This window comes from Solimonas variicoloris DSM 15731, from assembly GCF_000382285.1.
In the GTDB taxonomy this organism is placed as follows: domain Bacteria; phylum Pseudomonadota; class Gammaproteobacteria; order Nevskiales; family Nevskiaceae; genus Solimonas; species Solimonas variicoloris.
Genome location: NZ_KB907930.1, coordinates 129,257 through 152,695, shown reverse-complemented (window position 1 = coordinate 152,695; position 23,439 = coordinate 129,257). Strand labels below are relative to the sequence as shown.

Annotated in this window: 24 protein-coding genes; 12 read left to right on the top strand and 12 right to left on the bottom strand. The window is 70.3% G+C overall.

The features are described 5' to 3' along the window. Positions 1-9 precede the first annotated feature (9 nt). From nadD to rlmH, 3 genes are read left to right on the top strand one after another with little or no spacing between them, the layout of a single operon-like run. A complete protein-coding gene (gene nadD / locus H149_RS0109750) occupies positions 10-672 on the top strand; it encodes a nicotinate (nicotinamide) nucleotide adenylyltransferase (protein ID WP_245540493.1) in 663 nt (220 codons plus the stop codon). Continuing rightward, positions 656-1,207 (top strand): ribosome silencing factor, encoded by a 552-nt coding sequence (rsfS, locus tag H149_RS24365; protein ID WP_020649564.1) that lies wholly within the window; start codon positions 656-658, stop codon positions 1,205-1,207. The genes nadD and rsfS overlap by 17 nt, the downstream gene beginning before the upstream one ends. A gap of 22 nt (positions 1,208-1,229) precedes the next feature. Then, positions 1,230-1,700 (top strand): 23S rRNA (pseudouridine(1915)-N(3))-methyltransferase RlmH, encoded by a 471-nt coding sequence (rlmH, locus tag H149_RS0109740; RefSeq protein ID WP_020649563.1) that lies wholly within the window; start codon positions 1,230-1,232, stop codon positions 1,698-1,700. 55 nt (positions 1,701-1,755) lie between these two features. Here rlmH and H149_RS0109735 read toward each other — a convergent pair whose 3' ends face one another. Next, positions 1,756-3,645: an MFS transporter gene (locus H149_RS0109735; RefSeq protein ID WP_020649562.1), complete on the bottom strand. Its 1,890-nt coding sequence runs from the start codon at positions 3,643-3,645 to the stop codon at positions 1,756-1,758. A 108-nt stretch (positions 3,646-3,753) separates the two neighbouring features. On the opposite strand from H149_RS0109735, the gene H149_RS0109730 reads away from it, so the two are divergent. Together H149_RS0109730 and H149_RS23610 are read left to right on the top strand one after the other, a co-directional pair. Continuing rightward, entirely contained in the window at positions 3,754-5,019 is a 1,266-nt protein-coding gene (locus H149_RS0109730) for a DUF2157 domain-containing protein (RefSeq protein WP_169518336.1), read from the top strand. Then, positions 5,016-5,585, top strand: coding sequence for a GDYXXLXY domain-containing protein (locus tag H149_RS23610; protein ID WP_020649560.1), 570 nt, complete (start codon positions 5,016-5,018; stop codon positions 5,583-5,585). The genes H149_RS0109730 and H149_RS23610 overlap by 4 nt, the downstream gene beginning before the upstream one ends. A gap of 71 nt (positions 5,586-5,656) precedes the next feature. Here H149_RS23610 and H149_RS22130 read toward each other — a convergent pair whose 3' ends face one another. Further along, the gene (locus tag H149_RS22130; RefSeq protein ID WP_020649559.1) at positions 5,657-6,094 is read right to left on the bottom strand and encodes a hypothetical protein; all 438 of its coding nucleotides are present in this window, start codon (positions 6,092-6,094) and stop codon (positions 5,657-5,659) included. Positions 6,095-6,114: 20 nt separating this feature from the next. Next, positions 6,115-8,370 carry a Calx-beta domain-containing protein gene (locus H149_RS0109710; RefSeq protein WP_169518335.1) on the bottom strand — a complete coding sequence of 752 codons (2,256 nt, stop codon included), beginning with the start codon at positions 8,368-8,370 and terminating at the stop codon, positions 6,115-6,117. A gap of 278 nt (positions 8,371-8,648) precedes the next feature. On the opposite strand from H149_RS0109710, the gene H149_RS22125 reads away from it, so the two are divergent. Then, positions 8,649-11,642 carry a tetratricopeptide repeat protein gene (locus H149_RS22125; protein WP_169518334.1) on the top strand — a complete coding sequence of 998 codons (2,994 nt, stop codon included), beginning with the start codon at positions 8,649-8,651 and terminating at the stop codon, positions 11,640-11,642. A 77-nt stretch (positions 11,643-11,719) separates the two neighbouring features. Here H149_RS22125 and rsmI read toward each other — a convergent pair whose 3' ends face one another. Further along, positions 11,720-12,598 (bottom strand): 16S rRNA (cytidine(1402)-2'-O)-methyltransferase, encoded by an 879-nt coding sequence (gene rsmI, locus H149_RS0109700; RefSeq protein WP_020649557.1) that lies wholly within the window; start codon positions 12,596-12,598, stop codon positions 11,720-11,722. Between the two features lie 39 nt (positions 12,599-12,637). Here rsmI and H149_RS20475 point away from each other — a divergent pair, with 39 nt between their 5' ends. From H149_RS20475 to H149_RS22715, 6 genes are all read left to right on the top strand, one after another. Next, entirely contained in the window at positions 12,638-13,858 is a 1,221-nt protein-coding gene (locus tag H149_RS20475; RefSeq protein WP_169518333.1) for a penicillin-binding protein activator, read from the top strand. Next, complete coding sequence (locus H149_RS20470; RefSeq protein ID WP_020649555.1) at positions 13,855-14,190, top strand: YraN family protein; 336 nt, start codon at positions 13,855-13,857, stop codon at positions 14,188-14,190. The genes H149_RS20475 and H149_RS20470 overlap by 4 nt, the downstream gene beginning before the upstream one ends. 91 nt (positions 14,191-14,281) lie before the next feature. Further along, positions 14,282-14,881, top strand: a complete 600-nt coding sequence (locus H149_RS0109685) for a phosphoheptose isomerase (RefSeq protein ID WP_020649554.1) — start codon at positions 14,282-14,284, stop codon at positions 14,879-14,881. A gap of 6 nt (positions 14,882-14,887) precedes the next feature. After that, the gene (locus tag H149_RS0109680) at positions 14,888-16,306 is read left to right on the top strand and encodes an FAD-binding oxidoreductase (protein WP_020649553.1); all 1,419 of its coding nucleotides are present in this window, start codon (positions 14,888-14,890) and stop codon (positions 16,304-16,306) included. A gap of 144 nt (positions 16,307-16,450) precedes the next feature. Further along, on the top strand, positions 16,451-16,732 hold the full coding sequence (locus tag H149_RS23165) for a hypothetical protein (protein ID WP_154654726.1): 282 nt from the start codon (positions 16,451-16,453) through the stop codon (positions 16,730-16,732). Between the two features lie 92 nt (positions 16,733-16,824). Continuing rightward, positions 16,825-17,139, top strand: coding sequence for an EF-hand domain-containing protein (locus H149_RS22715; RefSeq protein WP_169518332.1), 315 nt, complete (start codon positions 16,825-16,827; stop codon positions 17,137-17,139). 49 nt (positions 17,140-17,188) lie between these two features. Here H149_RS22715 and H149_RS0109665 read toward each other — a convergent pair whose 3' ends face one another. The 8 genes from H149_RS0109665 to H149_RS0109630 form a co-directional block, all read right to left on the bottom strand. Beyond that, positions 17,189-17,605, bottom strand: a complete 417-nt coding sequence (locus H149_RS0109665) for a ClpXP protease specificity-enhancing factor (protein ID WP_020649550.1) — start codon at positions 17,603-17,605, stop codon at positions 17,189-17,191. A 23-nt stretch (positions 17,606-17,628) separates the two neighbouring features. Further along, positions 17,629-18,234, bottom strand: coding sequence for a glutathione S-transferase N-terminal domain-containing protein (locus tag H149_RS0109660; RefSeq protein WP_026353045.1), 606 nt, complete (start codon positions 18,232-18,234; stop codon positions 17,629-17,631). Between the two features lie 165 nt (positions 18,235-18,399). Continuing rightward, positions 18,400-19,158, bottom strand: coding sequence for a cytochrome c1 (locus H149_RS0109655; protein WP_020649548.1), 759 nt, complete (start codon positions 19,156-19,158; stop codon positions 18,400-18,402). Positions 19,159-19,162: 4 nt separating this feature from the next. Further along, a complete protein-coding gene (locus tag H149_RS0109650; RefSeq protein ID WP_020649547.1) occupies positions 19,163-20,425 on the bottom strand; it encodes a cytochrome b in 1,263 nt (420 codons plus the stop codon). Next, complete coding sequence (gene petA / locus H149_RS0109645; protein WP_020649546.1) at positions 20,426-21,022, bottom strand: ubiquinol-cytochrome c reductase iron-sulfur subunit; 597 nt, start codon at positions 21,020-21,022, stop codon at positions 20,426-20,428. 267 nt (positions 21,023-21,289) lie between these two features. Continuing rightward, positions 21,290-21,934: a response regulator gene (locus H149_RS0109640; RefSeq protein WP_020649545.1), complete on the bottom strand. Its 645-nt coding sequence runs from the start codon at positions 21,932-21,934 to the stop codon at positions 21,290-21,292. After that, the gene (locus H149_RS0109635) at positions 21,931-22,776 is read right to left on the bottom strand and encodes a sensor histidine kinase (RefSeq protein ID WP_020649544.1); all 846 of its coding nucleotides are present in this window, start codon (positions 22,774-22,776) and stop codon (positions 21,931-21,933) included. Before H149_RS0109635 ends, H149_RS0109640 begins: the two co-directional genes overlap by 4 nt. Positions 22,777-22,778: 2 nt before the next feature. Beyond that, on the bottom strand, positions 22,779-23,387 hold the full coding sequence (locus H149_RS0109630) for a GAF domain-containing protein (RefSeq protein WP_083930907.1): 609 nt from the start codon (positions 23,385-23,387) through the stop codon (positions 22,779-22,781). Positions 23,388-23,439: the final 52 nt, after the last annotated feature.

Here is a 23,439-nt window from a genome sequence, read left to right as displayed (position 1 = left end):
GCGTTGCGCGTGAAGGCGATCGGCGTCTTCGGCGGTGCCTTCGCGCCGTTCCACAACGGCCACCTGCGCGTCGCGATCGAGGCGCGCGAGCGGCTTGATCTGAGCCAGGTGCGGCTGATCCCGACCGCGCACGCGCCGCATCGCCCGGATTCGCGCGTCTCGCCGCAGCGCCGGCTCGAATGGGTCCGCGCCGCCGTGCGCCGCGAAAAAGGGCTGATCCCGGACGAGCGCGAGATCATGCGCGCCGGGCCGTCGTACACGGTCGACACGCTCGAGGAGCTGCACCGCGATTTCCCGCGCGCCTCGCTGGTCCTGCTGATGGGCGGCGATGCCTTCCAGCACTTCCATCTGTGGCGGCACTGGCAGCGCATCGTCGAGCTCGCCCACGTCGCCGTCATCACGCGCCCCGGCAGCGAGCCGCAGCCGAGCATCGAATGCGCGGCGCTGCTCGGCGCGCGACGCGCCGACGGCGCCGAGGCGCTGCACGCGCGCGAGGCGGGCCTGTGGCTGCCGCTCGAAATGCCGCCGCTCGATATTTCGTCGACCCGCATCCGGCGCCTGCTGGCGCAGCACCGCTCCGTGCGCGGCCTGGTCCCGGATGCGATACTGAACGCCATGACCGCCGCCGATCTCAAGGCGCTGACGCAGGACAACGATGCGACCCAACATTAAGAAACTCGACCCGCTGGCCCGCCTCGCCTACGAGGCGCTCGACGACCTCAAGGGCCAGGACATCACCGTACTCGACGTGACCAAGCTGACGACGGTCACCGACACCATGATCATCTGCACCGGCACCTCGAACCGGCACGTGAAATCGCTGGCGCAGAACGTCGCCGAGGAAGCCAAGCACGCCGGCTACCAGCCGCTCGGGCTCGAAGGCACCGAGCAGGGCGAGTGGGTGCTCGTCGATCTCGGCGGCGTGGTCGTGCACGTGATGCAGGCGCAGGCGCGGGCGTTCTACCAGCTCGAAAAGCTCTGGGCGGTCGCCGACGAGGCCGAGGCCCCGGTCGAGGCCAAGCCGAAGAAGAAGCCGGCTGCGAAGAAGGCGCCGGCCGGGAAGTCGAAGCCGGCGGCCAAGCCGGCGACGAAGAAGGCGCCGGCCAGGAAGGCGGCGAAGAAGCCGGCCGTGAGGAAGGCGGCGGTCAAGAAGGCCGCCAAGCCGGCCGCGAAGAAGGCGCCGGCCCGCAAGGCGACGCGCAAGTAGGCCGGACGCCGCCGGCGCGCCGATGCGCATCTGGCTGATCGCGGTCGGCACGCGCATGCCGGACTGGGTGCAGACCGCCTACGCCGACTACGCGGCGCGCCTGCCGCACGAGTGCCGGCTGGAGCTGGTCGAGATCGCCCCGGCGCAGCGCGGCAAGAACGCCGACATCGCCCGCGCCAAGCAGCAGGAAGGCGAGAAGATCCTCAAGGCCCTGCCGCGCGACGCGCTGGTGGTCGCGCTCGACGAGCACGGCCAGCAGCTGAGCAGCACCGACTGGTCGCGCGAGCTCCAGCAGTGGATGCAGTCCGGCCGCGACACCGCGCTGCTGATCGGCGGGCCCGACGGCCACGCCCCGGAGGTGCTGGCGCGCGCCGACCGCAAGTGGGGCCTGTCGAAGCTGACGCTGCCGCATGCGCTGGTCCGCGTGTTCGTCGCCGAGCAGCTGTTCCGGGCCTGGAGCCTGCTCGCCAACCACCCGTATCACCGCGGCTGAAGTCTCGGCGCGGCCCCGCTCGCGCCCGGTCTCACGCCCAGTTTCAAGCCGAAGCTCAAGCCCAGTCGCCGCGCAAGGCGCGCACGCGCCGCTCCAGATCGGCGGCGCTGACCTGCTCCGGCGCGACCGGCGCCTCGGCGACCAGCTCGACGCGCGACCAGAAGCGGCTCGGCAGGCGCATGCGGGCGAGGAAATTGTTGCGGCTGAAGAAGCTGCCCCAGAGCCCGCGCAAGGCCATCGGCACGACCGGCGCCGGCGTGCGCGCGACGATCCTTTCGATGCCGCTGCGGAATTCGCCGATCGCGCCGTCGCGCGTCAGCTGGCCCTCCGGAAAGATGCCGATCACCTCGCCGGCCTGCAGCGCCGCGGCGATTTCGTCGAAGGCCTGGTGCATCAGCGCCTCGTCTTCGCGGGCCGGTGCGATCGGGATCGCGCGCGCGGTGCGGAAGATGAAGCTGAGCACCGGGATCCTGAAGATCTTGTGGTACATCACGAAGCGGATCGGCCGGCGCACGTTGCCGCCGATGATCAGCGCGTCGACGTAGCTGACGTGGTTGGCGACGACGATCGCCGGCCCTTCGTCGGGGATGTGCTCGAGGCCGGTCTTGCGGATGCGGTAGAGCGTGTTGATCAGCAGCCACACCAGCAGCCGCATCAGGAACTCGGGCGCCAGCGTGTAGATGAAGACGGCGACGGCGGCGTTCATCAGCGCCGTGGTCAGCAGCAGCTGCGGGATCGTCAGGCCGAGCTTGAGGTAGACGATCGCGAGCAGCGCGGCGATGACCATGAACAGCGCGTTGAGGATGTTGTTGCCGGCGATCACGCGCGAGCGGTGCGAGGCCTCGGTGCGCAGCTGGATCAGCGCATACAGCGGCACGATGTAGAAACCGCCGAACACGCCGGTCAGCAGCAGGTCCCAGGCGACGCGGTGGTTGGCGGCGGACGACAGGAACTGCATCGCGCTCTGGCCCGCGACCGCCGCCGGGCCCGGCGCCGCGAAGAACAGGTCGATGCCGAAGATCGTCAGGCCGATCGAGCCGAGCGGCACCAGGCCGATCTCGACCTTGCGCCCGGACAGGCGCTCGCAGAGCAGCGAGCCGATGCCGACGCCGAGCGAGAAGATCGTCAGCAGCAGGGTGACGACCGATTCGTCGCCACCGAGATATTGCTTGCTGTAGTTCGGCAGCTGCGACAGGAACATCGCGCCGTAGAACCAGAACCACGAGATGCCGAGCACCGACAGCAGCACGACGCGGTTGCCGCGCAGGAAGCGCAGGTTGTCGCGCGTCTCGGTGTACGGATTCCAGTTGAGGCGCAGCCCCGGCGCGGCCGGCGGCGCCGGCGGGATCGCGCGCGCGGCGAGGTAGCCGGCGAGCGCGATCGCGAGGATCGTCGCGCTGACCCAGGCGCCGCCGTGTCGCGCGATCAGCCAGCCGCCGGCCATGGTGCCGAGCAGGATCGCGAGAAAGGTCGCCGCCTCGATCATGGCGTTGCCACCGACCAGCTCCTCGTCGCGCAGATGCTGCGGCAGGATCGAGTACTTGACCGGTCCGAACAGCGCCGACTGCGTGCCCATCAGGAACAGCACGGTGAGCAGGAAGGGCAGGGACTGCAGCGCGAAGCCGGCCGCGGCGAACAGCATGACGACGATCTCGAACAGCTTGGTGAAGCGGATCAGGCGCGCCTTGTCGTACTTCTCGGCAATCTGGCCGGCGCTCGCCGAGAACAGGAAGAACGGCAGGATGAACAGTCCGGCGGCGAGATTGACGTAGAAGTCGATCTGCGCCGGCGACAGGCCGGCGATGCCGAAGCCGATCAGGATCACCAGCGCATTCTTGTAGACGTTGTCGTTGAATGCACCGAGCGCCTGGGTGATGAACAGCGGCGCGTAGCGCCGCCTGCCGAGCAGCGCGAACTGCGAACCATGATGGTCCGATGCCGGCATCGATACTCCCCGTTATCCTTGTCTGCGATGCGACAGCATATCGGTCGCCCGCGCGCGTTTGTTAGGCTGTTCAGAATCACCAGCATGAAAGAGGAGCGCGAAAGCAGCATGGCGAAGCACGCGGCCTGGCTGCTCGGCGAACTGCCGGAGCTCGAGCGCGCCGGCGTCATCGACGCGCCGACCGCGGCCCGCCTGCGCGCGCGCTATGCCGACGCGGCGCAGGGCGGCGGCGCGCTGGGCCTGTCGGCGATCCTCGGCGCGCTGCTGGTCGGGCTCGGCCTGATCCTGCTGGTCGCGCACAACTGGGATCAGTGGAGCCGCGGCCTGCGCCTGTTCGTCACCGCGCTGCCGCTCGCCGCCGGGCAGGCGGCCTGCGTCCACGCGCTGTGGCGGCGGCCGCTGTCGCAGGCCTGGCGCGAAGGCGCGGCCGCGTTCACGGCGCTGGCCTTCGCGGCGGCGCTGGCGCTGGTGGCGCAGATCTTCCAGTTCGGCGGCGATCTCGACCGCTACCTGCTGAGCTGTGCGCTGGTTGCGCTGCCGCTGGTCTACGCGCTCGACGCCAGCCTGCTCGCGGTGCTGGTCGGCTCCGCGCTGCTCGGCTGGGTCGGTGCGCAGGACGGCGCCGCGCGCGCGCCGCTGCTGGTACTGCTCGCCTACGCGACGCTGCTGCCGCACGCGATATCGGTGTGGCGTCGCGACCGCGGCTCGCTGCGCAGTGTGCTGCTGATCGGCTGGCTGGTGCCGCTATTGTTCGCGGCGCTGACGGTGGCGATGCCCTGGGTCCGCCACTACGGCTGGCTGTGGATCGGCGCCTGCGCGCTGCTGCTGATCCTGCTCGACGCCGGCCTCGGCGGCGAACTGTCGCTGGTGCGCCGGCCGCTGCGCGCCTACGGCGAACTCGGCTGGGCATTGGTGGCGCTGGCCACGACGTTCCCGGAGTTCTGGCGCGAGCACTGGCTCGCGCGCTACGCCGACGGCGCGCTGATGCAGGCCGGCGTCGTGCTCGGCCTGGTGCTCGCGGCGGCGGGCCTGCTCGCGCTGCATGCGCTGTGGCGGCGGCAATGGCTGCTGGCGGCGCTGGCGATACCGGTCGCAGCGCTGGCGCTGACCCAGGGGCACGCGCCGCGGGCGGTGCCGCTCGCGGTGTTCTTCAACGCCTATGTGCTGGCGATCGGCGTCGCCGTGATCCAGGCCGGTCTGCACGCGCGCCTGCTGCGCCTGGTCAGCAGCGGTCTGACGCTGATCGCGGTGCTGGTGCTGCTGCGCTTCTTCGGCGGCGAGTGGTCGTTCGTGGCGCGCGGCGTCGCCTTCGTCGCCACCGGCCTCGGCTTTCTGGCGGCGCACGCCTGGCTGCGCCGCAAGGTGCGTCCGTGAAGCGCCCGGCATTCGCGTTCGCGCTGCTGGCGCTGGCCGCCGTGCTGCAGTGGGCGTTGCCGGTCTCGCTCGCCGTGCAGAGCGAGCGCACGCTGCGCGAGGGCACGCGCTACTACCTGCGCACCGCGCCGGTCGATCCGGTCGACGCGTTCCGCGGCCGCTACGTGGCGCTGTCGTTCGAAGGTTTGCGCGTCGCCGTGCCGGCCGGCGCCGGCCTGCAGGCCGGCGATCGCGTCTGCGTGCTGTTGACGACCGGTCCCGACCGCTTCGTCCGCTTCGGTGCGCCGCAGCGCGAGCCGCCGACGCAGGGCGACTACCTGATCGCGCGCATCGCCTGGATCGATGCCGCGCAGGTCGCGACGCTGCGCCTGCCGTTCGACCGTTACTACCTCGAGGAGCGCGCCGCGCCGGCGGCCGAGCGCGCCTATCGCGACGCCCATCGCGCCGGCGCGGAACGCGGCGACGCCTACGTGTCCGTGCGCGTGCGCGACGGTCACGCGGTGCTTGAAGAGCTGTTCATCGGCAACGTGCCGGTGCGCCGCCTGCTGGCGGCCGGCGGCGGCTGAAGGCCGACGCCGCAAAAAGCCGCGGGCCGGATCGCGGCGCCGCGGCTTGATCCGGGGGCGGAACCCGGAGCCTAGTACGCGAGTGCCGGCCAGGCGCCGACGTCGACGATGGTGACGTTGATCTCGCCCGGCGGCGAATGCACCTGGATCCAGCGCGTGCTGTTGCCGGCCGGCAGGCGCGCGACGGTATAACGCCAGTCGAGATAGACCATCTCGGCGCCGAGCGCCTGCAGGCCGCGGCGGTAGAACCAGTGGATTTCAGTGACCGGACGCGAAGCGTTCGCGCGCGACGGCATCCAGGTCTGGCGGCAGACGGCGCCGCTGACGCGGACGTCCTGCCAGCCGCCGTCCTGGCCGATGCGAATCTCGGCGCCGCCGCTTGCCGACGGCGATGGCGGACGCGGCATGGCGACGTAGTGGGACGGTGCCGCCAGGCCGCAGTCCTGCGGCGGCGTCGCCGCCGGGCGGCCGACGGCGGCGAGCAGGGCGAACGCGATCAGGCTCTTCATGTCCGGCTCGGATCGGGCCTTCAGAAGTCGTATTCGAACTGCAGCGTGTAGAGCTTCAGCACGCCGGCGCCGCTCGAACGCAGCAGCTCGCCGTTGAGGCCGACGCGGAAACGCTCGGCAAAACGCAGGTCGAAGCCGAGCCCGGCGTCGACGCCGAAGCCGCTGTCGCGCGAGCGATAGGTGCGCTCTGCGGTGTGCAGCTCGGTCTCGCTCGTCCACCAGTAGCCGCCGAGGCGTGGCGTGAACGACAGCGGTCCGGCGATCGGGAAGCGCAGGCGCAGCGCGGCGAGCAGGGCGTCGCCGCCGGCCGGCAGCTCGTCGGCGAGGTCGTCGACGAGCGCGTGGCCGTTGCCGAGGTCGCCGCTGACGTGCGCTTCGGTCTGGCCCATGCGCAGGTAGCCGAGTTCGAGGTCGACGTTCGGCGTCCAGTGATAGCCGCCGTAGAGCACGCCGCCGAGATCGCGGCGGTCGTCGACATGGGCGGTGACGGCGTGGCCGTCGTTACGCAGCGCACGCGTCAGGCTGGCGCTGCCGACGCCGGCGTCGCTGAGACCGACGCGGGTGCCGAAGTACCAGTCGCCGGCCATGGCGGCGCCCGGCAGCATCGCGGCGGTGAGGCCGAGCGCGGCCAGCCACGCGGCGCAACGCTGCGCCTTGCGGCGCAGCGTCGCGAACAGCCCGAGCACGGCGAGCAGCGGCAGGCCGAGCGCGCCACCGCCGCGCTGCACCTTGCCTTCCTCTCCCGGCAGCGGCTGGCCGTCGTTGTCGACGATCGTCACCGTGGCGGTCGTGCGCTCGCCGAGCGTGGCGCCGCCGGTCGCGGCGCTGAGCTGGACCGAGAAGGTCTCGTTGCTCTCGTCGAGGCTGTCGTCGGTGATCGCGACCGTGAAGGTCTTGACCGCGGCGTCGCCGTCGGCCCAGGTGAGCGTGCCGCTGGTGGCGGCGTAGTCGTTGCCGGCCTGCGCCGTGCCGTTGGCCGTCGCGTAGTGGACGCTGACCGCACCGCTGCTGCCGCCGTTGCGGGCGACGCTGATCGTCACGGTGCCGGCGCCTTCGTTGACGGTGTAGGTGGCGGCGTTGAGCTGCAGGCTGCCGCTCTGCGGGGTTTCCGACGCGAGCACGGTGAAGCCGTTCTGCAGCGTCGCGAACGGACCTTCGGCGGTCTGGCCGCCGCTGACGTCGCGCGCGCCCGGCGTCGCTGTCGCGTCGATCGTCACGTGCGCGGTGGCGCTGGTGGCGCTGGTGACCTGGATGTTCGACAGCGTCACGCCATTGCCGATCTCGAAGCGGGAGCCGTTCTCGAAGCCGATGCCGGTCAGGGTGACGTCGAAGCTCTCGCCCTGGCGGCCGCTGTTCGGCTGGATGTCGGTGACGTTGAACTGGGCGATGTCGGGCACCTCGCCGAACGAGGTGCCGGTCTGCAGCACCGTGCTGGCGCCCGGCGCCAGCGTGCGGTTCCACTGCAGCGCCGCGCCGTTGTCGATGCACTCGTTGCTGACGACGTTGTCGAGCTGGCCCCGGCCGATCAGCTGCCAGACCTCGCCGTAGGCCTTGGCCGAGTAGGCGTCGGCCGGCGTCTGCGGGATCAGCAGGATGTAATAGTCCGAAGCGGCGGCCGCCGCGGCGCTAAGCGTCTGCGCGGGCGGGCAGTTCTTGCCGCCCGGGCTCGACGAGTTGGTGTCGAAGTACGGGATGCCGCTGTCGTCATTGGCGAGATAGATGTCGCCGCCGAGGAAGACCTTGAAGTCGCGGCTGACGGTGCCGGTGTTGCGGACCGTCCAGGTCATCGAATAGTAGTTGCGGCCGTTGACGTAGCTGAGCTGTACGGTCGCGCGCAGGCCGGTGGCGCCGACGTCGTTGACGACGGTGACGCGGTAGGGATCGTTGGCGCTGCCGGTGCCGGTGACGCCGCTGATCGAGACCGGCGTCAGCACCTGGTACGGCTTGCCGAGGCCGCCGGCGAGGCTGCTGGTCGCCGTGCCGTTCGGATGCTCGCCGAAGTTCGGCGCATACAGCTCGCCGCCGGTGGCCAGGAACCAGCCGAAGTCGGCGGTATGGGCATTCGTTTCCTCGCTGTCGCTCGGATAGAACTGCCCGACGCCGGGAACTTCGGCGTTCATGATCTGGAACGAGGCGTCGTCGCCGACGTGGATCGTCAGCGGGTTGCCGTTGATCGTCGTGACCTGCGGGGCGGCCGCGCGCGCGCCGAGCGCGAGCGAGGCCAGCAGGCCGAAAACACAGAATCGCCAGAACTGGCGCAAGACTACCGTGAACATTTGCATCATTCTCCTAACGAGGCCGTGAAGCCCTCCCGAAGCGCCGCGTTCGCGGGGAACGCGGCGGGTCCGGAAGGCCTCCCCAAACAGGGCCGCGAGGTTGACGGGCGGGGTCGCGGAAGTCCTGACAAAATCCTCACGCGGCGCTCACAGTGCGAAACAAGTCGCGGTTTTCAGGGCGATCGGGCCGATTTCGCGTGATCGGGATCGCAGTGCGGCGGGCGGACCGGCGCCGGGGGGCTGCCATACTCGCGGCCCGCGAACGGGGGATGGAGACGGTGACGGAGCTGGAAAAGCCGATGGTCGAGCGCGGCGCGCTGCGCCGCTGGCGTTTCGCTGACTGGCTGCTCGACGAGCGCAGCCTGGAACTGCGTCACGGCGGTGAACCGGTGCGCCTGCACCGCAAGCCGATGCAGGTCCTGATGCATCTGCTGCAGCACGCGGGCGAAGTCGTCACCAAGGACGAACTGGCGGCCGCCTGCTGGCCCGGCCGCATCCTCTCCGACACGGTCCTGACCACCACCATCAACCGCCTGCGCGCCGTGCTCGGCGACGGCGGCGAGCTGGTCAGGACCGTCCACGGCTTCGGCTACCGGCTGACGGCGAACGTGACGGTCGAATGGGTCGGTGACGAGCTGCCGTCGGCCTTTGCGTTCGAGCCGGGCGGCCACCCGCCGCTGCGACCGAACTGGACGCTGGTCGAACGCCTCGGTGCCGGCGGCAGTGGCGAGGTCTGGCGGACGCGGCACGACAAGACCGGCGAGGAGCGCGTCTGCAAGTTCGCGCTCGACGGCGCCGCGCTGCGCGCGATCAAGCGCGAGATCACCCTGTTCCGGGTCCTGAAGGAAGGCCTCGGCGAGCGGCCGGACCTGGCCCGCCTGCTCGACTGGAACCTCGAGCAGGCGCCGTTCTTCCTCGAACTCGAATACGTGCCGGCCGGCAGTCTTGTGCAGTGGACCGAGGCCGGCGGCGGCCTGACGGCGGTGCCGATCGCACAGCGCCTGGCGCTGATCGCGCAATGCGCCGACGCGCTCGCCGCCGCACACGGCGTCGGCGTGCTGCACAAGGACCTCAAGCCGTCGAACGTGCTGATCGCCGAAGGCGAGGGCCGGCCGCAGATCAAGCTGGTCGATTTCGGCAGCGGCGGGGTCGTCGATGCCGCGCGGCTGGCGGCGATCGGCATCACTCGTCTCGGCTTCACCGCGACGGTGGCGGCGTTCGACAGCACCAGCGGCACGCCGCTGTACCTCGCGCCGGAGGTGCAGGCCGGCCAGCCGGCGACCGTGCAGGGCGACCTCTACGCGCTCGGCGTGATGCTCTATCAGGCCGCGGTCGGCGACTGGCGCCGGCCGCTGGCGCCGGGCTGGGAGCGCGAGATCGACGACGAGGTGCTGCGCGAGGACATCGCCGCGGCGGTCGACGGCGATCCGGCGCGGCGCCTGGCCGACGCCGCCGAGCTGGCGCGGCGCCTGCGCCAGCTGCCCGGCCGGCGCGCGCAGCGCCAGGCCGAGCGGGCCGCCGCGGCGCGCGGAGCGGCGCTGCAGCAGCGCCTGGCGCGCGTCGAGATCCACCGCCGCTGGATGGTCGCGCTGGCCGCCGTGCTGGTGCTCGGTCTGGCCTCGACGCTGCTCCTCTACTTCAAGCTGCTCGGCGCCAACGCCGCACGCGAGCAGGCGCGCGACCGGGCCGAGCGCGAGGCCCAGGTCGCGCAGCAGGTGACCGGCTACATCGCCTCGCTGTTCGATGCCGCCACGCCGGGCGAGAACGGCGGCCGGCCGATCGCGCCGCGCGCGCTGGTCGACCGCGGCCGCGACCGGCTCGGCGCGCGCTTCGCCGAGCAACCGCTGGTGCGGGCCCGCGTGCAGGCGGCGCTCGGCGACCTCTACTGCAAGCTCGGCCTGCCGCTCGATTGCCGGCAGCAGGCCGAACAGGCGCTGGCGCTGCAGCGGCAGACGCCGGGCGCCGATCCGCTGGTGACGGCGCAGCTGCTGCGCCAGCTCGCACAGGCGCAGATCGACCAGGGACTCTATGCCGAGGCCGAGGGCAGCCTGCGCGAGGCGGTCGCGCTGCTGGCGGCCGGACTGCCGGCGCGTGACGCGCAGCTCGCCGACGCGCGGCGCTCGCTCGGTCAGGCGCTGTACTGGCAGCAGAAGCCGACCGAGAGCGTCGCCGTGCTGAGCGCCGCGCGCGACGCGCTGCGCGACGCCCAGGGGCGCGACGGCGTCGAATCGGCCGCGGTGCTCGGCGCGCTGGCGACGAGCCTGTTCGACGCCGGCGCTCAGGACGAGGCGCTGGCGCTCGCCGCGCAGCAGCTGCAGTTGCTGCACCAGGCCTACGGCGCCGACGATCTGCGCAGCGTCGAGGCGCTCGACGGCTACGCGAGCCTGCTCTGGCAGGCCGGGCGCAACGCCGAGGCCGAGGCCGCGCAGCGCCAGGTGCTCGGCGCCTACCGGCGCTACTACGGCGACGACAGCCAGGCGGTCATCAGCGCCAAGAACAATCTCGGCGCGACGCTGAACTCGATGGGCCGCGTGCGCGAAGCGGCGCGCTGGATGGGCGAGGCGGTGGCCGCGGTGCGTGCACGCGGCGACGACGACAGCCCGGACTTCGCGGTCGCGCTCGGTAATCTGGCGCAGATCCAGGAGCAGTCCGGCGACTATGCCGCCGCGCTCGCCAACAGCCGCGAAGCCTATCGCCTGGTGCTGGCGCATTACGGCGAGGACCACCTGCAGACCCACCTGCAGCGCATCAACCTCGCCCGCACGCTGAGCTATGCCGGCCAGAGCGCGGAAGCGATCGCCCTGCTGCGGCGCGAGATCCCGGCCGGCCTGCAGGGCGAGCAGGTGCAGTTCACGCGCGGCCGGCGCCTCAAGCAGCTCGCCGACGCCTATGTCGCGGCCCGCGACTTTGCGCGCGCCGAAGCCGCGCTGGCGCAGGCCGAGACGCAGTTCCACAGCTACCTGCCGGCCGAGCACTGGATCTTCGACGTGCTCGCCGCCAGCCGCGCGCGCCTGCGGCTCGCGCAGCATCGCTACGCCGAGGCGGTGGCGCTGCTGCAGAAGGTGGTGCCGGCCTACGAGCGCGACGAGCATCCGGAGTCGCCGGCGGTGCTGGTCGCCAAGATCGATCTGGCGTCCGCGCTCGCCGGCGCCGGCCGCGGCGCCGAGGCGCGCGCGCTGCTCGAGAAGATCCGCGTGCCGGTCGAGCGCGAACTGCTGCCCGCGCACGCGGCGCGCGCCGAGTTCGCGCGCCTGACCGGTGCCATTCCCTAGCTTACGCGACGGGTGCTTCCCGCCGGCACCGCGGCGAACGCGGGGCGGGGGCGGCGACGGCCGTCAGCGCGCCGCGATCAGGCGTCGTCGTCGCGCGTCTGACCGCCGCCGAGCTGCAGCGCCAGGGCGTAGAGATCCTTGCGCCGCGCGCCGCTGATCTCGGCGGCCAGGCGGGCGGCGCGCGAGGCCGGCAGCTCGCCGAGCAGCAGTTTCAGCACGCGTTCGCCTTCGCTCTGGCGACGGTCGGGCGCTTCGACGGCGCCGCCGATGACGAGCACGAATTCGCCGCGCGTGCGGTTGGCGTCGGCCGCGAGCCAGGCGGCGATGCCGGCCGCACTGTCGCGACGGCTTTCCTCGTAGAGCTTGGTCAGTTCGCGCGCCAGGCACAGCGGGCGTTCGGCGCCGAGCACGGCGACGATGTCGGCGAGCGCTTCGGCGATGCGGTGGCTCGATTCGTAGACGATCAGCGTGCGCGTCTCGGTGGCCAGCTCGGCGAGGCGCTCGCGGCGCGCGCCGGCCTTGGCCGGCAAAAAGCCCTCGAACACGAAGCGGTCGCTGGCTATGCCCGACACCGACAGCGCCGCGATCGCGGCGCACGGGCCGGGCACGGCCAGCACCGGCAGGTTCGCGTTGCGCGCCGCACGCACGACGGCAAAGCCGGGATCCGAAATCAGCGGGGTGCCGGCGTCGGACACCAGCGCCAGCGCGTCGCCGGCCTGCAGGCGCGCGACCAGCCGGGCACAGACCTCGTCCTCGTTGTGCTCGTGCACGGCGATCAGCGGCTTCTTGATGCCGAAGTGCGTGAGCAGATTGGCGGTGTTGCGCGTGTCCTCGGCGCAGATCGCGGCAACGCCGCCGAGCACTTCCTGGGCGCGCGGCGAGAAGTCGTCGAGATTGCCGATCGGCGTGGCGACCACGTAGAGATGGCCGGCGGCGATCCTCGCGGGAGCGCTCATGCGGTGGCAGCGTAGGGGCGTGTCATACTTCGCATTATGGTGCTGAAAGCTCTCCTGCCCAAAACCCTCGCGGCGCTGTTGCCGGCGCTGATGTTCGCCTGTTCGGAGATCCCGGAGCGGCCGCCGAGCCCCGCGCCGCGCGCGCAGGTCTCTGTGCCACCGCCGTCCGCGCCGCGCCTGCCCGCGGCCAGTGCCGCGCCGGCGCCGCTGGCATCGCGTGGCGAGCCGGGTCTGGCCCTGCTGCTGCCGCTCAGCGGCAATTTTTCGGTGACCGCCGAGGCGGTACGAGACGGTTTCCTGAGCGCCTCGTTCGATGACGCCGCGCATCCGCGCGTGCGGATCTACGACATCGGCGCGACGCCCGACAGCCTGCGCGCCGCCTACCAGAAAGCGCTCGCCGACGGTGCGACCTTCCTGGTCGGGCCGCTGCGCAAGGAAGACGTCGCCGCCGTCGCCGGCTTCGTGCCGCCGGTGCCGGTGCTCGGCCTCAACTATCTCGACGCCGGCGTCAGCGCGCCGTTCAATTTCTTCCAGCTTGGTCTTGCGCCGGAAGACGAGGCACGTGCCGTCGCTCGGCAGGCCCTGGCGCTCGGCCAGCGCCGGGCGCTGGCGCTGGTGCCGGACGCGGACTGGGGCGCGCGCGCGCTCGACGCGCTCGACGAGACGCTGCGCGCCGGCGGCGGGCAGGTCGTGCGCGCGCAGCGCTATGCGCAGGGCACCATCGACCAGTCGAAGGCAATTGCCGAGCTGATGGGCGTCAGCGCCAGCGAGGAACGCCATCGCGCGCTGAGCGCAGTGCTCGGCAGGAAGAGCGAGTTCGAACCGCAGCGGCGTGGCGACGTCGACCTGATCTTCCTCGGCGCGCGCAGCCAGGACGCGCGGCTGCTGATTCCGCAGTTGCGCTTCAACCGCGCCGGCGACCTGCCGGTCTACGCGACCGCGCTGGTCTACGACGGCAAGCCGGCCGCCGATCTCAACGGCCTGCGCTTCTGCGACACGCCGTGGTCGATCGGCGAAGGCGAGACGCTGGCCGCACAGAAGGCCGCAGCGGCCGCCTTGCCGTCCGGCGGCACGCGGCTGTTCGCCCTCGGCCGTGACGCCTATGCGCTGTCGTCGGGTCTGGCGCGCAGCAGCCTGCATGTCGGCGACGCCGTCGACGGCGTCAGTGGCCGACTCGAATGGCGCGGCGCGAGCGTGATCGGTCGCGAGCTCGCCTGCGTGCAGATCAGCGGCGACGGCCTGCGTCCGCTGGCGCCGTGAACGGCGCCGCCGCCGAGGATGCCGCGCTGCGGCTGCTCGAACGGCGAGGCCTGACGCTGATCGCGCGCAACGCTCGCTTTCGCGGCGGCGAGCTCGATCTGGTGATGCGCGAGGACGAGACGCTGGTCATCGTCGAGGTCCGGGCGCGCTCGGCGAGCCGCTACGCGAGCGCCGCCGAGTCGGTCGATGCGCGCAAGCGCGCGAAGATCGTGCTAGCCACCCAGCTGTTTCTGGCCGCCCACCCCGAACATGCCGAGCGCGCGGTGCGCTTCGACGTGGTCACGTTCGACGACGGCCGGCCGCAGTGGCTCGCCGGCGCCTTCGACGCCTGATGTTCCCGGCCGCGCAGCCCTGGGGGCTTGCCTCGGATTGGAGCCGGCGCGCCGGCGCGCCACAATACGCGCCTTCACCATCGGAACGACCATGACCGAATCGGCTATCGAGCAGCGCCTGCGCGGACATTTCGAGGCCAGCATCGCGGCCCAGCAGGCGACGCTGGCGCGCGAGCTGCCGGCGCTGCTGCGTGCCGCCGCGGCGCTGGCCGACGCGCTGCGTGCGGACCGCAAGATCCTGGCCTGCGGCAACGGCGGGTCGGCGGCCGACGCCCAGCATTTCGCCGCCGAGCTGACCGGCCGCTTCGAGCGCGAGCGCCGCGGCCTGCCCGGCATCTCGCTGACGGTCGATACCTCGGCGCTGACCGCGATCGGCAACGACTACGGTTTCGAGCGCGTGTTTGCCAAGCAGGTCGAGGCGCTGGGCCGCGAAGGCGACTGGCTGCTCGCGATTTCGACCTCCGGCCATTCGCCGAACGTGGTGCGCGCGATCGAGGCCGCGCACGCGCAGGGGCTGCATGTGCTGGCGATGACCGGCAAGGACGGCGGCGCGATGGCGCAGATGCTCAAGGCCGGCGACGTCGAGCTGCGTGCAGCCGCGAACGTCACGGCGCGCATTCAGGAGGTGCACATCGTGCTGCTGCACTGCCTGTGCGATGCGATCGACGAACTGCTGTTTCCGAAGCGCTGAGCGGCCATGAGCACGGCCGCCGCAGTTCCCGTTGCGCCGCCCGCGCTGCCGGCGGCGGCGATCGAGCGCCTGCGCGCGGCGCTGTCGCCCGAGCGGCTGCTGACCGATCCGGGCGAATGCCTGGCGTACGGCTACGACAACTCCAAGCGCGTCGCGCTGCCGCAGGCGGTGGCGTTCGCGCTGACGCATGACGAAGTTCTCGCCGTCGTGCAGACCTGCAATGCGTTCGCGTTGCCGCTGGTCGTGCGCGGCCGCGGCACCAACACCACCGGCGCGACGGTGCCGATCGCCGGCGGCGTCGTGCTGTCGCTGGAGCGCATGAACCGCATCCTGCGCGTGTCGCCCGGCGATCGCCTGCTCGAATGCGAGGCCGGCGCGCTCAACGGCGAGGTGCAAAAGGCGGCCGGCGAGCATGGCCTGTTCTGGGCGCCCGATCCGACCAGCCTCGCGTACGCGACGGTCGGCGGCAATCTCGGTTGCTGCGCCGGCGGACCGCGCGCGGTGAAGTACGGGACCGCCCGCGACAACGTGCTCGGGCTGCGCGCGGTGACCGGCGCCGGCACCTCGATCAAGACCGGCTGCACGACGACCAAGGGCGTCGTCGGCTACGACCTCACGCGTCTGCTGGTCGGCAGCGAGGGCACGCTGGCGATCATCACCGAGGCGACGCTCAAGCTGCTGCCGAAGCCGCGGGACAGCAAGACCTTGCGTGCCTGCTATGCCGACGTGAAGGCCGCCGCCGAGGCGGTGGCGCGCGTGATGAACCAGCCGGAGACGCCGAGCGCGCTGGAGTTCATGGACGGCGATGCGGTGCGGCTCGCCGAGGCTTACCAGAGTACCGGCGTACCGGCCGGCACCGGCGCGCTGCTGCTGATGGAAGTCGACGGCAATCCGGAGTCGATCGACGTGGCGCTGCGCGCCGTCGTCGCCGCGGCTCAAGGGCCCGGCCTCGTCGAGCTGAAGACGGCCGCGAACGAGGCCGAGACCGAGGCGCTGTGGGCCTGCCGCAAGGCGCTGTCGCCGAGCTTGCGCAAGATCGCGCCGAAGAAGGTCAACGAGGATGTCGTCGTGCCGGTGACGCGCATTCCCGAACTGGTCACGGGGCTCGCGGCGCTGTCATCGAGGCACGGCATCCGCATCGTCAACTTCGGCCACGCCGGCAACGGCAACATGCACACCAACCTGCTCGCCGATCCGGAAGATCCGCAGCAGATGCAGGCGGTGCAGGCCTGTCTGCACGACGTCTTCCGTCTCGTGCTCGACCTCGAAGGCACGCTGTCCGGCGAGCATGGCGTCGGCATCGAGAAGCGTGACTTCGTCGGCTGGGAGATCGCGGCCGACACGCTCGATGTCATGCGGGCGCTGAAGCGCACGCTCGACCCGAACGGCATTCTCAATCCGGGCAAGGCACTGCCAGGCATTTGAAGCGACCGGCGCGGCCGTGGACCGCGAGCCGCTGTATGGACAGTTGCTGGCTCCGGACTTTTACCCAGAAGCGCAGATGAGGGCGGTTTGCGCGAAGAGGGCCGCTAGAATTGGCTTTCCTCTTCATGCAAGCCGGTGCGTTCCATGATTCGTCGATTCCTTCTTTCCGCAGCGCTCGCGCTGGCGAGCGGCACCACAGCGTTTGCCGAAGAAGCCATGCCCGCAGCGCCAGCCGCCGCCGCGGCGGAAGCCCCGGCCAAGCCGGCCAAGGATCCAAACGAGAAGATTTGCACGATCGAACGGGCGACCGGATCGAACATCACCAAGCGCATCTGCATGACGCGCGCAGAGCGCGAGGCGCAGGCCGAGGCCAATCGCAGTGCACTGGAACACAGCCGTGCACCTGGGGCTGCGCCGGCGCTCTGAGCCGGGCACCGAGACTGCCCCGCTAAGGGCCGATTCACGACCGCCATGCTGTCGTGAAATTCGGTAGGCCCGAGCGGATGCGCGGGCCGCAGATGGAGCCCGAAGATGAAGACGATCAGCCCGCTGTTCGTGGCCACGATGCTGACGCTCGGTCCGCTGCCCGCAATCGCGCAGACGGCGACCGAGGCATCCGGCGTCGCGCCGGCTCCGCCTCCGGCCATTCGCCATCGCCGGGCGATGCGGCCGCAACGGTCGCCAGCGACCCGTTCGTCAGGATGGACCAGGACGGCGATGGATACATCAGCCGTGCGGAAGCGACGGGCAGGGTGCGCAGCACCTGGTCGAAGTTCGATGCCGACGGCGATGGCCGGGTGAGCCAGTCCGAGTACGCGCGCGGCGCGAATTAGCGGTCGCCTTGCCGCGTCCCTGTCCGCCGCAGGGCGGACGGGGAGCGGTCTACTTCACGACACGAAGATTCGGCCGTCCCGGCTTCGGCGGTTTCGGCGGCTCCGGCTCCGGATTCTGCGCTGCGCCGGAGGCCGCGTCCTTCGTATCGCCGGCTTCCGTCTCGCCGAAGATCACGCCCTCGCCGTTCTCGCGCGCGAAGATCGCGAGCACGGCGCCGCTCGGAACCTGCACGTCGAACGGACGCCCGCCGAAGCGGGCCGAGAACCACAGCGGTTCGCTGCTGAGGTCGAGACTCTGCACGGCGATCGGGCTGATGTTCAGCGTGATGCGGCCGTCCTGCACGTATTCGCGCGGCACGACAACACCCGGATAATCGGCGGCGACAAGCAGATGCGGCGTGTAGCCGTTGTCGCTCGCCCATTCATGGATGGCGCGGATCAGGTAAGGGCGGCGGGACTTGGACATCGTGGCGAACCGTGCACCGTGGTTTAGCGAAACGCGGATTGTACGGCGGGACGCGACAACAGTCGTTCCGCGTAGCGCTGGAATCCGGCGTCGGCCGGCAGCTTGAGGCCCAGCGCCGGCAGGGTGCCGAGCAGCGCCGCCCAGGCGCAGTCGGCGAGGTTGTAGTCGAGACCGAGGCACCAGCCACGCGCCGAGAACAGCCGCGACGCTCCGGCCAGCGCTTCCTGCAGCTCTTTGCGCGCCGCCTTCGACTCGGCGGCCTTCGGCGCGATGCGAATCGACTCGGCGAGCGGCAGCAGCTCGTGGTCGAGACGCAGCAGCAGCATGCGCACGAGCGCGCGCGCCGACGGGTCGGGCGGCAGCAGGCGCGGGTGCGGATAGCGCTCGTCGAGGTACTCGACGACGATGCTGGCCGGATACAGCACGGCGTCGCGGTCGACCAGCGTCGGCAGCTGGCCGGAAGGGTTGAGCACCAGCAGATCATGGTGCGGCTTGCCGGCCTCGATCCACTCGATACGCGCGCCGTCGACATCCTTCTCGGCCAGCACGATGCGTGTCCAGCGACTGTGCAGCTGCTCGCGGGAGCAGAACAGCGTCAGCCCGGCCCGTGGGGCCGGACGTGCGTCCATGACGTAGCGACTCTTGCCGGGAATGGCCATCAGCGCCGGGGCTTCGGGTTCATGGACAAAGATTAACCGCTAAAGCCCGTGCGCCCCAAATGTCGGCCCATGAAACGAAGCGGCGCCGCGCGGAGGGGCTTCCGGGCGGCGCCGCGATGCAACGCTGGCGACAGCTCAGTGCACGTCCTTCCACCACTCGCGTTTCATGAAATACGCGAGCACCGAGAACAGGATCAGGAACAGCACCACCTTGATACCGACGCTGACGCGATGCTCGCGCCCGGGCTCGGCGGCATAGGTCATGAAGTTCACCGTGTCGGCGACGAACTTCTCGTACTCCTTCGGCGTCAGCTTGCCCTTGCTGACGAGCTCGAACTGCGGGCCGTGGGCCTCGCCGTGCGCCGCGGCCTCGCCGTCGGCCGCATGCGCCTCGGACTGCACCTGCAGGCCCTGCAGCTCCCAGAGCACATGCGGCATCGAGGCGCCGGGCAGCACGAGGTTGTTGGTGCCGAGCGGACGCGTCGGATCGACGTAGAACGTCATCAGGTAGCTGTAAACCCAGTCCGGGCCGCGGTAGCGCGATTCGAGCGTCAGGTCCGGTGGCTGCTGGCCGAACCAGGTCTTCGAGGCTTCGCCCGGCATCGCCGAGAGAATATGGTCGCCGACCTTGTCCGAGGTGAACATCAGATTCGCCTTGAGCAGATTCTCGGGAATGCCGAGATCCTGGCCGAGGCGGCCGTAGCGCAGGTGCCGCATCGAGTGGCAGCCGGAGCAGTAGTTCATGAAGTTGGCGGCGCCGCGCCGCACCGAAGCCGTGTTGCCGGTGTCGGGCTCGAAGGCGTACGGCAGGGCGTGGCCGCCGGCGGCCAGGGCCGGGCTCGCGATCGCGAGCGTGGCGGCGGCCAGCAGCGTATGCAGGCAGTTCTTCAGCATGGCCTTAGTGGGCTTCATAGGTCACGCGCTCCGGGACGGGCTTGGTCTTGTCGATCTTCGTGTAGAACGGCATCAGCAGGAAGAACAGGAAGTACACGACGGTGCCGATCTGCGAGATCGTCGTGCCGAGCGCGCTCGGCGGTTGCATGCCGAAGTAGTTCAGCAGGACGAAGCTGACCGTGAACAGCGCCAGGGCGATCTTGAAGATCGGGCCCTTGTAGCGAATCGACTTCACTGGCGAACGGTCGAGCCAGGGCAGGAAGAAGATCAGCGCCACCGCGCCGAACATCACCAGCACGCCCCAGATCTGCGTGCCGGCGAACGACGGCGTCGCGCGCAACATCGCGTAGAACGCGCCGAAGTACCAAGCCGGCGTGATGTGGTCCGGCGTCGACATCGGGTTGGCCGGCGTGAAGTTCGGCTTCTCCAGCAGATAGCCGCCGCCGTCCGGCGCGAAGAAGACGACGCCGAGGAAGATGATCAGGAACACGCCGACGCCGACGATGTCCTTCACCGTGTAGTACGGATGGAACGGAATGCCGTCGAGCGGAATGCCGGTGTTCGGATCCTTGTGCTTCTTGATCTCGACGCCGTCCGGATTGTTCGAGCCGACTTCGTGCAGCGCGATCAGGTGCGCGACGACCAGGCCGACGAGAACGAACGGCAGCGCGACGACGTGCAGCGAGAACAGGCGGTTGAGCGTCGCGTCCGAGGGGATGTAGTCGCCCTGGATCCAGATCACGAGGTCAGGGCCGACGAACGGCACCGTGCCGAACAGGTTGATGATGACCTGCGCGCCCCAGTAGCTCATGTTGCCCCACGGCAGCACGTAGCCGCAGAAGGCTTCGGCCATCAGCACCAGGAAGATCAGGCTGCCGAAGATCCAGATCAGCTCACGCGGCTTGCGGTGCGAGCCGTAGAGGATGCCGCGGTACATGTGCATATAGACGACGATGAAGAACGCCGAGGCGCCCGTCGAATGCAGATAGCGCAGGACGTTGCCCCACGGCACGTCGCGCATGATGTACTCGACCGAGTCCCAGGCCTGCGCCGCGTCCGGCTTGTAGTGCATCGCCAGCCAGATGCCGGTCAGCAGCTGGTTGACCAGTACCAGCAGCGCCAGCGAGCCGAAGAAGTACCAGAAGTTGAAGTTCTTCGGCGCGTAGTACTCGGAGAGGTGATCCTTCCACAGCTTGGTCAGCGGGAAGCGATCGTCGATCCAGCCGAGCAGGCCGGTCGTCTTGTACGGGTTCGGTGTAATCGCCATTTACGCCACTCCCTTCGGGTCTTCGCCAATGACGATCTGGGTGTCGCTCTCGAAGCGGTAGGGCGGCACGACGAGGTTCAGCGGCGCGGGCACGCCCTTGTAGACGCGGCCCGAGAGATCGAACTTGGAGCCGTGGCACGGGCAGTAGAAGCCGCCCTGCCAGTTAGAATCGATTTCCGGCGCCGGGTGGTCCGGGCGGAAGGTCGGCGAGCAGCCGAGGTGCGTGCACGAGCCGATCAGCACCAGCACTTCGGGCTTGATCGCGCGGGCTTCGCCCTTGACGTAGTCGGGCTGCTGCTTCTGCTTGGATTCAGGGTCGAGCAGGCTGCTGTCGACCTTGGTGAGCCCGTCGAGCATTTCGGGCGTGCGACGCACGACCCAGACCGGCTTGCCGCGCCAGGCGACGGTGACCCGCTGCCCGGCTTCGAGCGTGCTGATGTCGACCTCGACCGGCGCGCCCAGCGACTTGGCTCGCTCGCTCGGTTTCCACGATGCGAGAAACGGCACGGCGGCTGCCACGACGCCTGCGCCACCGACGACGGCGGTGGAGAGCGTCAGGAACCGGCGCCGGCCGGGATCCACGCCTTGATTGCTCATTCCTTAGGGCCTCTCTCTACGTGTTCTAGTCAATAGCCGCAGGCGTTGGCCGGGCCCGCGCGAGACACGGCGCCCGCCAAACCATCGCAGTATAGCGGTCGTTTGTCACGGAACGTAAGCATGGCCGCGCCCCAATCCGGGGCGACTTCCGTGCGGTCGGAAAATCGGCGCCGGGCAAGCTCCGAACGTATGAGCATTGGATGGCGCCGGGTGCGGCGGCGACGGGCATTCGGAGTGCAGCGATTGCGCGCTTGCGGTGCGCGGCGTTCAGGTCAGCAGGCCGCGCAGCGCGGCGAAACGGACGACCTCGGCGGTGTTGCGCAGGCCCAGCTTTTCCATCATGCGCGCGCGATGGTTCTCGGCCGTCTTCACGCCGATGTCGAGGATCTGCGCGATCTCCTTCGTCGTCTTGCCCTGGATGACGAGATGGAAGGCCTCGCGCTCGCGCGCGGTCAGGCTCGCATAGGGATCGTCGCCATGATCGCGCGAGCGGTGCTGGCGTTCGGCCAGCGCCTTGGTCGCGCGCGGTCCGAAGTAAGGCTTGCCGGCGTGGATCGACTTGATCGCCGTCATCAGCTCGGACACCGAGGTGTCCTTGTTGAGAAAGCCGTTGGCGCCGGCGCGCAGGATCGGCAGGATGTATTCGTCTTCCTCGTGCACGGTCAGCACCAGCGTGCGCGTGCCCGGCAACTCGGCGCGCACCCGCTTGACGACTTCGAGGCCCGACATGCGTGGCATCGAAATGTCGGTGACGACGATGTCGGGCTTGGTCTTGCCGGCCAGCGATACCGCTTCGTAGCCATCGGCGGCCTGCGCGACGACCTGGCACTCCCCGGTTTCCTCGAGCATCGAGACCAGGCCCTCGCGAACGATGGTGTGGTCGTCGGCGACCAGCAGGCGAATCGGATTCATAGCGTCGTCGTGGCGTCCGTATCCGGACCGTCGAGAGTGAGCGTCAGTTGTACCACGGTACCTTGGCCGGGCGCCGAACGGATCTCGACGCGGCCACCGAACAGCTCGGCGCGGTCGCGCATGCCGCGCAGGCCGGAGCTGGACGCGTTGCGCTCGGCGTGTGCGACCTGGGCCGTATCGAAGCCGTGGCCGTCATCCTCGACGCGCAGGATCAGCAGCATCGGCGTGTGCTTGATCAGCACGCGCGCCGCACGCGCGTCGCTGTGGCGGATGACGTTGGTCAGGGCTTCCTGCGTGATGCGGAACAGGAGGGTTTCGACGTCCGGGTGCAGACGCTGCTCGTCGAGTTCCGAATGGAAGCCGATGTGCAGACCGGCGCGTTCGGAAAGCGTGCGCGCGAGCCAGGCAAGCGCGGCGTCGAGGCCGAGATCGTCGAGTAGCGTCGGTCGCAGCAGGCGCGACAGTTCGCGCGTGTCGTGCAGCGCACCGCGGGTGATGTCGAGGGCGTCGGCGAGGCGGTGTTCGAGGCCGAGATTGCCGGCGCCGCGGGCGTCGTCGTAGATGCGCTGCAGCTGGTTGGCGAGCGCGGTCAGCGTCTGACCGATGCCGTCATGCAGGTCGCGGGCGAGGCGGCGGCGCTCCTCTTCCTGGACGTGCCAGACCGACTTGGCGAGGGTGCGAAAGCGTTTCTCGCTGCGGACCACCGACTGCAGCAGGCGCTGGTTGTCGGCGGTCAGCTCCTGGACCTGGCGCAGGACCGCGAGACGGAAGGTCTCCGGATCATCGGCGCGCGCATCCGCGCGTTCGTCCGCGCCTGCCGCCGATGGCCGCAGCACATCCATTTTCAGTGCGTCTGCGGCCCGATCGCGTTCAGGCTGGCTTCGAGGCGATTCAGGGCGCTGCGCTGGCAGGCGGCAGCGAGCGCCAGCGCCGCCTGACCGGCGAGCGCGTCGAGGATTTCGAAGTCGAGTTCGTTGAGCGCGCGGTCGCTGTCCTCGCGCAGCAGGCAGAACGCGCCCTGCCGGCGCGCGCCGAGCTCGAGCGGCAGGCTGATCACCGCCGGTGCGGCCTGCTGCCGCGCCTCGAGCAGCTTGCCGCCAGGGCAGGCCAGTCCGCGCCGGCCTTCGAGCAGCGCGCAATGCAGCGCGCGGGACGCCGTGCCGAGCACGGCGTCGAACACGTCCTGACCGGGCAGGGCATGCGCGCAGGCGATTTCGAGGACCGTATCGTCGCGCAGCTGCACGACGAAGCCGCCTCGCGCGCCGATCACGGCGCAGGCGGAACGCAGCGTGTTGTCGAGAATCTGCTGAACCGTGTCATCTGCCGATGTCGCGGCCCAGGCGATTCCCGCCGGGGCCTGTTCGAGCGGTGCGCTGCGCCGACGGCGCAGAGCAGACCGCGGGAACGCACGTACGCCGCGCAGATGCGCGACCCTCGGATGTCGGTTGGACAATGATTACTCTCCTGGAGGCCTGCGTCTTCGCAAGCTCCATGCCACTGCTTGC